General features: G+C 75.8%; 14 protein-coding genes. 8 read left to right on the top strand and 6 right to left on the bottom strand.

All coding sequences use genetic code 11. The annotated features are described in order from the left end of the window. The first annotated feature begins 124 nt into the window (after window positions 1-124). From AC6EI4_RS05185 to AC6EI4_RS05150, 8 genes are read left to right on the top strand one after another with little or no spacing between them, the layout of a single operon-like run. Window positions 125-973, top strand: coding sequence for a TetR-type transcription factor C-terminal domain-containing protein (locus tag AC6EI4_RS05185; protein ID WP_498450775.1), 849 nt, complete (start codon window positions 125-127; stop codon window positions 971-973). Then, the gene (locus AC6EI4_RS05180; protein WP_498424149.1) at window positions 970-1,650 is read left to right on the top strand and encodes a TetR/AcrR family transcriptional regulator; all 681 of its coding nucleotides are present in this window, start codon (window positions 970-972) and stop codon (window positions 1,648-1,650) included. The genes AC6EI4_RS05185 and AC6EI4_RS05180 overlap by 4 nt, the downstream gene beginning before the upstream one ends. Beyond that, the gene (locus AC6EI4_RS05175; RefSeq protein WP_498450774.1) at window positions 1,647-2,432 is read left to right on the top strand and encodes an SDR family NAD(P)-dependent oxidoreductase; all 786 of its coding nucleotides are present in this window, start codon (window positions 1,647-1,649) and stop codon (window positions 2,430-2,432) included. The genes AC6EI4_RS05180 and AC6EI4_RS05175 overlap by 4 nt, the downstream gene beginning before the upstream one ends. 55 nt (window positions 2,433-2,487) lie before the next feature. Further along, a complete protein-coding gene (locus tag AC6EI4_RS05170) occupies window positions 2,488-3,687 on the top strand; it encodes a glucosyl-3-phosphoglycerate synthase (RefSeq protein WP_498450773.1) in 1,200 nt (399 codons plus the stop codon). Beyond that, on the top strand, window positions 3,684-4,547 hold the full coding sequence (folP, locus tag AC6EI4_RS05165) for a dihydropteroate synthase (protein WP_498450772.1): 864 nt from the start codon (window positions 3,684-3,686) through the stop codon (window positions 4,545-4,547). Before AC6EI4_RS05170 ends, folP begins: the two co-directional genes overlap by 4 nt. After that, entirely contained in the window at window positions 4,544-5,137 is a 594-nt protein-coding gene (locus AC6EI4_RS05160; RefSeq protein WP_498450771.1) for a class III extradiol ring-cleavage dioxygenase family protein, read from the top strand. The genes folP and AC6EI4_RS05160 overlap by 4 nt, the downstream gene beginning before the upstream one ends. Then, complete coding sequence (locus AC6EI4_RS05155) at window positions 5,125-5,868, top strand: dihydrofolate reductase family protein (RefSeq protein WP_498450770.1); 744 nt, start codon at window positions 5,125-5,127, stop codon at window positions 5,866-5,868. Before AC6EI4_RS05160 ends, AC6EI4_RS05155 begins: the two co-directional genes overlap by 13 nt. A 9-nt stretch (window positions 5,869-5,877) precedes the next feature. Then, the gene (locus tag AC6EI4_RS05150; RefSeq protein WP_498450769.1) at window positions 5,878-6,465 is read left to right on the top strand and encodes a rhomboid family intramembrane serine protease; all 588 of its coding nucleotides are present in this window, start codon (window positions 5,878-5,880) and stop codon (window positions 6,463-6,465) included. A 23-nt stretch (window positions 6,466-6,488) separates the two neighbouring features. Here the strand turns inward: AC6EI4_RS05150 and AC6EI4_RS05145 are convergent, their stop codons facing one another. Genes AC6EI4_RS05145 through AC6EI4_RS05120 form a run of 6 tightly spaced genes read right to left on the bottom strand, consistent with a single transcriptional unit; the run spans window position 6,489 to window position 11,339 of the window. Further along, entirely contained in the window at window positions 6,489-7,031 is a 543-nt protein-coding gene (locus AC6EI4_RS05145; RefSeq protein WP_498424140.1) for a flavin reductase family protein, read from the bottom strand. Further along, the gene (locus AC6EI4_RS05140; protein WP_498450768.1) at window positions 7,024-7,770 is read right to left on the bottom strand and encodes a pyrimidine reductase family protein; all 747 of its coding nucleotides are present in this window, start codon (window positions 7,768-7,770) and stop codon (window positions 7,024-7,026) included. Before AC6EI4_RS05140 ends, AC6EI4_RS05145 begins: the two co-directional genes overlap by 8 nt. Window positions 7,771-7,826: 56 nt before the next feature. After that, window positions 7,827-8,429, bottom strand: coding sequence for an energy-coupling factor transporter transmembrane component T family protein (locus AC6EI4_RS05135; protein WP_498424138.1), 603 nt, complete (start codon window positions 8,427-8,429; stop codon window positions 7,827-7,829). Next, complete coding sequence (locus tag AC6EI4_RS05130; RefSeq protein ID WP_498450767.1) at window positions 8,426-9,115, bottom strand: energy-coupling factor ABC transporter ATP-binding protein; 690 nt, start codon at window positions 9,113-9,115, stop codon at window positions 8,426-8,428. Before AC6EI4_RS05130 ends, AC6EI4_RS05135 begins: the two co-directional genes overlap by 4 nt. Continuing rightward, window positions 9,109-10,257 (bottom strand): thiolase family protein, encoded by a 1,149-nt coding sequence (locus AC6EI4_RS05125; RefSeq protein ID WP_498450766.1) that lies wholly within the window; start codon window positions 10,255-10,257, stop codon window positions 9,109-9,111. Before AC6EI4_RS05125 ends, AC6EI4_RS05130 begins: the two co-directional genes overlap by 7 nt. A gap of 23 nt (window positions 10,258-10,280) precedes the next feature. Continuing rightward, window positions 10,281-11,339: an AMP-binding protein gene (locus AC6EI4_RS05120; RefSeq protein WP_498450765.1), complete on the bottom strand. Its 1,059-nt coding sequence runs from the start codon at window positions 11,337-11,339 to the stop codon at window positions 10,281-10,283. Window positions 11,340-11,343 lie beyond the last annotated feature (4 nt).

Below are 11,343 nucleotides of genomic sequence, written 5' to 3'. Positions count from 1 at the left end.
GCTGTCTACGGCAGAGAATCCGGCGTGTGGCCTTGTTGACCAAGTGAGCGATCGAACCTCTAAACCTCTTGTAGGGTTCACCGGAATCGGCCTTCGGTGCCGATCGACGTGCGAAGGAGTCGGCGTGCTGCGCGAGGACAAGCTGGGCCCGGAGGTCGGGCCGGTGCTGCGCTCGATGCGTCAGGCGAAGGGGCTGAGCCTGCGCGGGCTCGCCGAGGTCGCGGGCCTGAGTGCCGCGACGCTGAGCCAGATCGAGACCGGCAAGGCCGGGGTCCGCCCGGCCCGCGTGGTCCAGCTCGCCCGGGCTCTCGAGGTCGACCCCGCCGAGCTCTCACCGGAGCTGGCCGGGCAGGGCGTGGGCGAGCACGTGGCCGCCGACCCGCAGGACTGGCGCTCCTTCCCGCCGCTGGACATCGACCCCGCGCTGCAGGCGGCGCTGCAGTCGTTCACGATGACCGGCTACCACGGGGCGTCGGTGCGCGACATCGCCCGGCGCTGCGGACTGTCGGTGCCCGGGCTCTACCACTACTACCCGAGCAAGCAGGCGATGCTGAACACCCTCTTCGAGCGCGCGATGGAGGAGCTGCTGGCCCGCAGCGAGGCCGCCCGCGCCGAGGGCGGCGACACCGTCGAGCGGTTCTCGCTGCTGGTCGAGGCCCTGACGCTCTTCCACGCCCACCGCCGCGAGCTGGCCTTCCTGGGGACCAGCGAGCTGCGCAGCCTGGCGCCGCGTGAGCGGCGCCGCCACGCCGCGCTGCGCACCGCCCAGCAGCAGCTCTTCGACGACGAGGTCGAGATCGGGGTCAAGGAGGGCGTCTTCCGCACCCCGACGCCCCACGAGGCGGCGCGCGCGGTGGTGACCCTGTGCGTCTCGGTGGCGAACTGGTACCGCTCGGGCGGGCCGCTGACCCCCGAGGAGATCGCCCAACAGTACGTCCGGTTCGCGCTGGGCATCGTCGGGCACCGCCCGTGAGCGGGATCGACGCGTCGCTGCGGCACGGCGCCTGGCGCTCCTCGGCGCAGCTCGAGCTCAGCCCGATCCTGCTCGCCGCGCTGGACGCGTTCGACGAGCACGGCTACCACGGCACCACCGTGCGCGAGATCGCGCGCCGGGTGGGGGTCACCGTCCCGGCGCTCTACTACCACCACGCCAACAAGGAGGACGTCCTGCACACCCTGCAGATGGCCTCCATCGAGCGGCTCTGCGCGCTGTGCCAGGCGGCCGTCGCCGACGCCGGCGCGGACCCCGAGCAGCGGTTCCTGAACCTGGTCGAGGCGCTGGTGCGCTACATGGCGCACAGCACCAAGCTGGCCGGCCTGGACAGCGAGATCCGTTCGCTGAGCCCGGAGCGCCGCGCGGTGTACGTCGAACGCCGTCGCGCGCTGGAGCAGCTGCTGGTGGACGTGGTGCAGTCGGGCGCGGACGCCGGCGTCTTCGATGTGCGCTCGGCGCGCGACAGCGTCCGTGCGCTGGTCGGGATGATCCAGTCGATCGCCGTCTGGTACCACCCCGAGGGCCAGGTCTCCCCGGCGGCGCTGGCCCACCGCTACACCGAGATCGCGGCCCAGACCGTGGGCGCGTCGCCGGAGCTCGTCCGGCGCCTGCGCGCCGTACACACCGCCACCGCCACAGGGGAGGCCCCCGGATGACCAGTGAGCTGTTCGACCTGACCGGACGCGGCGCCGTGGTCACCGGGGGAGGGTCCGGCATCGGGCTGGCGATGGCGCGCGGGCTGGCCGGCGCCGGTGCCGGGGTCTCGCTGTGGGGGCGCACCGAGGCCAAGGTCCGCTCGGCCGCGGAGGAGCTGGCCGATCAGGGCGCCCGCGCCCGAGCCCAGCGCGTCGACGTCTCGGTGGAGCAGGAGGTCCGCGACGGCATGCGCGAGGCGGCCGCGGCGCTGGGCTCCCTGGACGTCGTGGTGGTCAACGCCGGCATCGGGCTGCCGCTGGCCAAGCTGGTCGACGCGAGCACCGAGGACTACCGCACCACGCTGGCCACCAACCTCGACGGCGCCTTCTTCACGATGCGCGAGGCCGCCGCGGTGATGAGCGAGCAGGCCGCGGCCGGCGGTCGCCGCGGCGGGTCGATCATCGCGGTGGCGAGCCTGGCCGCGATCGAGGGCGCCGGCCGCAACCACGCCTACGGCGCGACGAAGGCGGCGCTGACCGCGCTGGTGCGCTCCTGCGCCGTCGAGCTCGGCCGCTCCGGGATCCGGGTCAACGCCGTGCTGCCGGGCTGGATCGCCACCGACATGACCGTCGCGGCCCAGGACTCCGAGGCCTTCGCCGACCGGGTGCTGACCCGGGTGCCGGCCGGGCGCTGGGGGCGCCCCGAGGACTTCGCCGGCATCGCGGTCTACCTCGCCAGCGACGCCTCGTCGTACCAGAGCGGCAGCACCGTGGTCATCGACGGCGGGTACAGCGTCTTCTGAGGCCCGGGGCGAGGGGTGGGCGGGGTCGATGGGCCCCACTGGCTAGGGTGCAGGAGTGAGTGAGGACTGGTTCGCGCGGCGCACCCATCGCTGGCAGGACTGGTCCCTGGAGGACCTGCTGCTGGCCAAGGCCGACACCCGGGTCAGCCTGGTGGTGCCGGCGCGCAACGAGGCCGCGACCGTCGGTGACGTGGTGACCCGGGTCCGCGAGCGGCTCCTGGACACCGTCGGGCTGCTCGACGAGATCGTGGTCATCGACTCCGACTCCACCGACGACACCTACGCGGTGGCCACCGACGCCGGCGCGGTCGTGCACCGCGCCTCGGAGATCCGCCCCGACCTCGGCTGGATGCCGGGCAAGGGCGAGGCGATGTGGAAGTCGCTGTTCGTGACCCGCGGCGACGTGCTGGTCTTCATGGACGCCGACCTCCTCGACTGGGACTCCCACTTCGTGCCGGGGCTGCTCGGGCCGCTGCTGAGCTCGCCGGAGGTGGCGCTGGTCAAGGGGTTCTACGAGCGGCCGATGCTGGAGAACGGCACGCTGGCGCCCGACTCGGCGGCGTACGAGGGGGGGCGGGTCACCGAGCTCGTCGCCCGGCCGCTGATCGCGCTGCTCTTCCCCGAGCTGGCCGGGCTGGTGCAGCCGCTGGCCGGGGAGTGGGCGGTGCGGCGCTCGCTGTTCGAGTCGCTGCACGTGCCCACCGGGTACGCCGTGGAGCTGGCCGCGCTGATCGACACCCTGCGCAGCCACGGCCTCGACGCGATCGCCCAGGTCGACCTCGGCCGGCGCGCGCACCGCCACCAGGCGCTGCGCGACCTCGGCGCGATGGCCACCCAGATCATCGCCGCCGCGCAGCGTCGCGCCGGCGCCCCCGGGCCGAACACCGTGTTGCTGCAGCAGTTCGGGCACGCCCGCTCCAGCGAGGACGGCGCCATCGCGCCGCTGGTGCGCGACGTCGGCACCGGCGAGCGCCCGCCGGCCGCCGCCCTGCCCGGTGGGAGTGCGCCTGCGGGGGGTGCGCCTGCGGGGGGTCGTGTGCCCCACGACGCGGCGGAGCGCGCTCCCAGGCACACGACCCAGGGAGGCGACGCCGCGGCGGCCGGTCGTGTGTCTGACGACGCGGCGCAGCGCGCTCTGGGGCACACGACCCAGGGATCGGGGGGCGCGGCGACCGGATCGCTCGGGCACGCGACCGGGTCGGCGCCCGGCGCCTCGGGGCCCGGGGGTACGCCGGCGGCGGGGGCGGCGCGATGACGCTCCGGCTGGGCCGCCACGAGTTCGCCGACGACGCCACGCTGATGATGGCGATCGTCAACCGAACCCCCGACTCGTTCTACGACAAGGGCGCCACCTGGGCCGAGGACAAGGCCTTCGACCGGATCGCGCACGTGGTCGCCCAGGGCGCCGAGATCGTCGACATCGGCGGGATCAAGGCCGCCCCCGGCGTCGAGATCGACGAGGCCGAGGAGCGCGCCCGAGTGGTGGACTTCGTCGCCCGGGTCCGCGAGGCCTACCCCCGCCTGGTGATCTCGGTGGACACCTGGCGCGCGTCGGTGGGGCGCGCGGTCTGCGAGGCCGGCGCCGACGTGCTCAACGACGCCTGGGGCGGCGCCGACCCCGAGCTCGTCGACGTCGCCGCCGAGCACGGCGCCGCGCTCATCTGCACCCACACCGGCGGCGTCACCCCGCGCACCCGCCCGCACCGGATGGAGTACGACGACGTGGTCGCCGCGGCGATCGCGGACACCGTGGGTTACGCCGAGCGTGCGATCGCGGCCGGGGTCTGCCCCGACAGCGTGGTGATCGACCCCGCCCACGACTTCGGCAAGAACACTTTCCACTCCCTGGAGATCACCCGCCGGCTGGGGGAGATGGTGGCCACCGGCTGGCCGGTGCTGGTGTCGCTGTCCAACAAGGACTTCGTCGGCGAGAGCCTCGACCTGCCGGTCGGCGAGCGGCTCACCGGCACGCTCGCGGCGACCGCCGTCTGCGCGTTGGCCGGGGCCCGGATCTACCGGGTGCACGAGGTCACCGAGACCCGGCAGACCGTCGACATGGTGTGGACCATCGCCGGGCGCCGGCCGCCCACCCGCGCGATCCGGGGCCTGGCATGAGCGGGCGCGTGGTGGTGGTGCCGTCCGCGCCGGCCCTGCTCGCGACGTACGCCGGCCAGCTCGACCCGGTCGCCGAGATGCGCGCGGCCGCCCTGGACGCGGTCGGCTGGCTGACCGGGCAGGGCGTCTCGCGGGTGGTGGTGCTCGGCGCCGCCGCCGACGCGGGCAACGTCGCGCGCGGAGTGCGCGAGCCGCTGTCGCTGCGGATCGCGCGCTCGCTGCTGGCCGAGGCGGGCTACGCCGGCGAGATCGTCGAGGCCACCCAGCCCGGCACGCTGCCCGACGTCTCCGCCGCCGAGGTGCTGGTGGTGGCCGACGGCTCCGCGCGCCGCGGGGAGAAGGCGCCCGGCCACCTCGACGAGCGGGCGTTCGCCTTCGACGAGGCCATCGGTGCGGCGCTGGCCGAGGCCGACCTGGCCGCCCTGCGCGAGCTCGACGAGGAGCTCGGCGCGCAGTTGCTGGCCGGCGGCGTGCCTGCCCTGCGGGCGCTCGGGCACACGGTCGATGGGCGGTACGTGGGCGAGATCGCCTGGGCCGGCGACCCGTTCGGCGTGCAGTACTGGGTGGTGCGCTGGCAGTGCGCGTCCTGATCTCCGGCCGGCCCGACGCCCAGCTCGACGACGCCCAGCCCGACGACGACCGCCCCGTCGCGGGGTCGCCGTGCCTGGCCGAGCTCTACGCGCCGCCGCGCACGCCGTGGCTGCGGGTCAACATGGTCAGCACCGTCGACGGCGCCGCGACCGGCGCCGACGGCCGCTCGGGGTCGATCAACAACTCCGCGGACCGGGAGGTCTTCCACGCGCTGCGGGCGATGGCCGACGCGATCGTGGTCGGCGCGGGCACCGCGCGGGTGGAGGGCTACGGCCCCACCACCAGGCCGATCGTCGTGGTCAGCGCGAGCGGCGACCTGCCCGAGGCGCTGCGCGACGCACCGGCCGGCTCGGTGCTGCTGGCCACCTGCACGCGGGCCCCGGGTCTCGCCGCGGCCCGCGAGCTGCTCGGCGCCGACCACGTGCTCCTCGCCGGCGACGACGCGGTCGACCTGCCCGCCCTGGTCGCGCCGCTGCACGCGCGCGGGCTGCGGCACCTGCTCTGCGAGGGTGGTCCGCGGCTGCTCGGCGACGTGCTGGCGGCCGGGCTGCTCGACGAGGTGTGCTGCACGCTGGTCCCCGCCCTGGTCGGCGGCGCCCACCCGCGGATCACCGCCGGCGCGGTCCTCGACGTACCGCTCGAGCTGCACATGCTGCTGGAGCACCAGGGCACCCTGCTCGGCCGCTGGCTCGTGCGGCACCCCGCACCGGGCGTTGTCGCCGGCGGCTAGCGTGTCGGTATGAGCCAGCTGCGGCCCGCGCCGCGTCCGCCGCGCAGAGGCGCGGACTGGGGTACGGCGGCCCGGGTGATCCTCGGCTTCGTGGCGCTGCTGTGGGCCCTGGAGCTGCTCGACACCGCGCTCGACAACCGCCTCGACGGCTGGGGGGTCCGGCCACGCTCCGACGAGGGGCTGGCGGGCATCCTCTTCGCGCCGCTGCTGCACCTGGGCTGGGGGCACCTGGCCGGCAACACCGTGCCGCTGCTGGTGCTCGGGTTCCTGATCCTGCTCTCCGGCGTCCAGCGCTGGGCGGTGGTGACCGCGACGATCTGGCTGGTCGGCGGCTTCGGGGTGTGGCTCACCGCGGACCCGTGGACGGTGCACCTGGGGGCGTCGGTGCTGGTCTTCGGGTGGCTGGTCTACCTGGTGCTGCGCGGGCTGTTCACCCGCCGGCCGGGCCAGATCCTGCTCGGCGTGCTGGTGCTGGCGGCGTACGGCGGGCTGCTGTGGGGTGTGCTGCCCGGCCAGCCGGGGGTCTCCTGGCAGGGCCACCTCTTCGGCGCCCTCGGCGGTGGCCTGGCCGCCTGGTGGACCCGCGACGACGACTGAGCCCCAACGACGACTGAGCCGCCTCAGCCGGCCGCGCGCTCGGTGGGCGGGGCGTGCCGCTCCTCGGCGGCGTGGCCCGGGGTGAGGTGCTCGGCGTCGGAGAGCCGCAGCGGCGTGAACGGCCCGCCGCTGTGCGCCGAGACCGGCTCGGTGGCCAGGCAGAGGTGGTCGCCACCCTCGTCGAGCAGGCTGGTGCGGCGTACGACGAGACGGTGCGGGAGGTCGAGCAGCACCGGTACGCCGCCGGGGCCGGTCTCGGTGCGCAGGCCGGCGAACTTGTCGTCGCGGTCGCCGCTGAGCGTCCCGAACCGCTCGGCCAGCGCCAGGTCGTCGCGGCTGAGGAAGTGCACGACCAGGTGCGTCGAGCGCTGCGCGACCCGGCCGGTGTGGTTGGCCTTGGACAGCCACAGGCAGTAGCGCTCGGGGTCGATGCTGGCCTGGGAGTGGAACCCGACCAGGCAGCCGGCCCACTCGCGCACGCCGTCGGTCTCGTTGCCGGTGGTCACCACGATCAGCGGGGTGTCCAGCGAGGACATGATCGTGGAGAACGCGTCCTGCTCAGCCATCGGTGTCCCTCTCGTAGCGTAGGAAGAGCGTGTCGTCGGCGGCGATCACGTGGCGCAGCGCGAACTCGCGCAGGCCGCTGTCCGGCGGCGCCACCGAGACCGGCAGCAGGTCGCCGCCCAGCACCGGCGCCACCGTCAGGCAGAGCTCGTCGAGACAGCCGGCCGCGACCAGCTCGCCCAGCCAGCGCGGCCCGCCCTCGCAGAGCACCACGCGGTGGCCCCGCTCGTGCAGCGCGGCCACGGCCCGGGCCGGGTCCACCGCCTCGCCGCCCGCGATGACCACGTCGGCGACCTCCCGGGCGCGCGCCACCCGGGCGGGGTCGGCGGACTCGCAGGTGACCACGATCGTGCGCCGGTCCGCCGGCGCGTCGGCGAAGACGGGGGCGGCCCAGTCCAGCTCCAGGGAGCGGCTGACCACCGCCAGCGGCGGGGTGTCGGGCAGGCCGGCCTCGCGGCGCGCGGCCACCCGCTCGGGGGACAGCCGGACCGGGCCGTAGCCCTCGCGCCGTACCGTCTCGGCGCCGACCAGCACCACGTCGGCCAGCGAGCGCATGTCCACGAACAGCTGCGAGTCCGGGCCCACCGACAGCTGGCCCACCCGGCCGTCGACGGCCGCCGAACCGCTCAGCGTGCCGACCATGTTGGCCATCACCCAGGCCCGGTCGGTGCGGCGGCGCTGGACCGCGGCGTACGGCGCGAGCAGGTCGCGCACCTCGTCGGCGGGCTGGAGCAGGTGCATCGACGCAGACCTCGAGACGCTGGGGGAGCAGGTCGGCTCAGGCTAGCGCGGGCGGCTCAGTCGTCGAATCCGCGGGCGGCCAGGGCGTCGCCGAGCGCGTCGGCGCGGCGCAGCGCCCCGACGAGCAGGGGGACCGCGAACGCCCGCGGGCTGGCGCCCAGGCCTCGGGCGCGCTGCGCGTCGCGGACCCGCTCGGCGAGCTCGACCACGATCGGGACGGCGCGGATCCCGAGCATCAGCATCAGCCCGACCCGCTCGCCGTTGACGCCGAGCGGGCGCAGTGGGCGGCACAGCGCGACGACCACGTCGACGAGCGCGGTGGTGCGGGTGGTCAGCGTGACCAGGTTGGCCAACAGCACCAGCATCACGAGCACGCCGACCACGACGGCGGCGCGCTCGGGGCCGTTGACGATCACGTGGAAGACGCCCAGCGGCACCGAGAACCACAGCATCGGCCGCACCAGGCGCAGCCCGACGCGCCACGGCGTGCGCGCCACCGCGTAGCCGGCCAGCACGACGGCCAGCGCGGCCCCGACCCGGGCGGGGGTGTCCAGCAGGAGCGAGCCGAGGCCGACCAGCACCATCGCGGCGAGCTTCACCCCCGCGGGCAGCCGGTGCAGCACCGACCCGCCCGGCTGGTAGAGCCCGATCGTGCTCATCGCATCAGGGCCCGGTAGCGCGCGACCGCCTCGGCCGGCGGGCCGTCGTGGACCAGCCGGGCCTCGTCGAAGACCAGCACCCGGTCGAAGCCGTCGAGCAGGTCGAGGTGGTGGGTGACCAGCACGACCTGCTGGCGCAGCCCGGAGACCACCTCCAGGACGCGGCGCGCGTTGCGCAGGTCGAGCAGCGTGGTCGGCTCGTCCATCACCAGCAGGTCCGGCTCGGTGACCAGCACCGAGGCCAGCGCCAGCAGCTGCTTCTGGCCCCCGGAGAGCAGGTGGGCCGGGTGGTCGCCGAACCCGTCCAGGCCGTGGGCGGCGAGCGCGTCGGCCACCTTGGCGGCGACCTCGGCCTTGCTCAGCCCGCGCCGGCGCAGCCCGAAGGCGACGTCCTCGGCGACGGTGGGCATCACGATCTGCGCGTCGGGGTCGGTGAAGCAGAAGCCGACCCGCTTGCGTACCGCCCTGCCGTCCTTGGCGGTGTCCAGGCCGTCGAGGCAGACGGTGCCCTCGGTGGGCACGATCAGCCCGTTCAGCATCCGGGCGAACGTCGACTTGCCCGACCCGTTCGCGCCGACCACCCCGATCCGGTGCTCGCTCAGGCGCAGGTCGAGGTCGCGGACCACGTGGCGCACCGCGCCGGAGCCGGGGTAGGAGTGCGAGACGCCGCTGAGCTCGATCAGCACGACTGCACCACCATCGCCACGCCCTGGCCGCCGCCGACCGCGATCGCGGCCAGGCCGGTGCGTCCCGGCGCGCCCCGGGTGACCAGCTGGGAGAACAGCCGCGCGACGAGGACCGCACCGGAGGCGCCCCAGGGGTGGCCCAGCGCGAGCGCCCCGCCCTCGGTGCAGACCCGCTCGGGGTCCAGGTCGAGGGCGTCGCAGCAGGCCAGGACCTGCCCGGCGAAGGCCTCGTTGAGCTCGATCACGTCGATCTCGCCCAGCGCGCGTCCGGCCCGCTCGAGGGCGAGCCGGACCGCGGGGACCAGGCCGATGCCGGGCCGCGCCGGGTCCACGCCGCACGTCGCGGAGGACAGCACCCGCAGCCCGGGCCGCCCCAGCCGGGCATGGGTGGCGGCGTCGACCAGCGCCACCGCCGCGGCGCCGTCGCTGATGCCGCAGGAGTTGCCGGCGGTGACGGTGCCGCCGGCACGGAACGCCGGGCGCAGCCGGCCCAGCCGCTGCACCCCGAGCTCCGGGCGGGGGCGGTCGTCGTCCAGGTGCCCGGCCACGGCGAGCACCTCGTCGTAGCAGCCGGCGGCGCGGGCGGCCAGCGCCAGCGCGTGCGAGCGGGCGGCGTAGGCGTCCTGGCGCTCGCGGGTCACGCCGTGCTCGGCGGCGAGCAGGTCCGCGGCCAGCCCCATCTCCGGGTCGCCGTCGCCGTCGGGTCCGGCGGGGGCGAACGGGGCCCGCTGGTAGCGCACCGGCTCGGCGCCCGGCGCCGCCGGCGGCCAGGAGCGCCACGGAGCGGTGGAGGCCGACTCGACGCCGCCGGCCAGCACCACCCGGGCGCCGCCGCGCACCATCGCCGCCGCGACGTCGATCGCGGCCAGGCCGCTGCCGCACTGCCGGTCCACGGTGAGGGCGGGTACGGCGAGCGGCAGCCCGGCGGCCAGCGCCGCGACCCGGGCGACGTCCCCGCCGGGGCCCATGCAGTTGCCGAGCACCACGTCGTCGATCGCGTCGGGGGCGAGGCCGGCGCGCTCCACCAGGGCGGCGAGGACGGGCGCGGCCAGCCCGGCGGCGTCCAGGCCGGCCAGCGAGCGGCCGGCGGTGCCGATGGGGGTGCGCAGGGCGGCGACGATCACCGGAGCGGAAGAGGTCATGGCGTGGCCACGCTAGTGCTCCCTCAGACCAGAGGTCGCGCGGCACCCGGTGCGACGACGGCCCGGGCCAGCGCCGCGCGGTCCACCTTGTCGGCCGTCGAGGCGGGCAGCTGCTCGAGGTGGTACCACCGGCGGGGCTGCTGGCCGGGGGCGAGATCGGTGCGCGCCACCGCGCGCAGGGCCGCGAAGTCGTCGGCGCGGGTGAGCACCGCGGTGACCACCTCGCCGAGCTCGGGGTGCGGGGTGCCGACCACCACGACCTGCCCGCGCGCCTCGGCGCGCAGCACCCGCTCGACGTCGCAGATCTGCACGGTCATCCCGGAGGTGGTGATCCCGCCCGCGCGTCCGTGCACGACGACCCGGCCGTCCACGAGTGCCCCGAGGTCGCCGACCGTGGCCCAGCCGTCGGCGTCCACCCGCAGCGGGCCCTGGTCGCCGCGCGGGGTCCTGGCCCGGGAGCCGGGCCGCGAGACGGGCGGGAGGTAGCCGCGGGCCAGGTAGGGGGAGCGGGCCCACAGCTCGCCGTCGCGGACCTCGACCTCGACGCCCGGGAAGGCGCGCAGCTCGCCGGCGTGCGGGCCCCACGCCACGAACGACAGCTCCGCCGCGCCGTAGTAGTGCTGGACGCGGGCGCCGGCCGCCGTCGCCTCGTCGTACGTCGCGGGGTCGAGGCCGTCGCCGGCGACCAGCACGCTCACCCCGGCCAGCGCGGCCGGGTCGGCGCGCAGCAGCCCGCGCAGTGCGGTGGGGGTGAGCTGGGCGTGGGTGGGCCGGTCGGCGAGGGTCGCGACCTGGGTGGCGCCGACCCAGGCGGCGTGCACGGCGGCGAACAGGTTCATCGTCGAGGTGACCGGCCCCGGCACCCAGACCAGGCTGTCGGAGTCCAGGTCGACGAGGTCGCCGACGACGGCGAAGGAGTCGATCCACGAGGCGGTGCTGCGCACGACGTGACGCGGGTGTGCCGAGGAGCCGGACGTGGTCAGCACGACGTCGCGCCCGGCGCGGTGGGCGTCGAGGAACGCCGCGACCGGGTCGGGGGCCAGTAGGACCTCGACGGGCGGGTGGACCGGTGCTGCGGACATCGGG

The sequence above is a fragment of the Nocardioides sp. Z43_10 genome, assembly GCF_059766615.1.
Note: the sequence above shows the minus strand (reverse complement) of the source record. Positions and strands in the feature narration are given on the sequence as shown.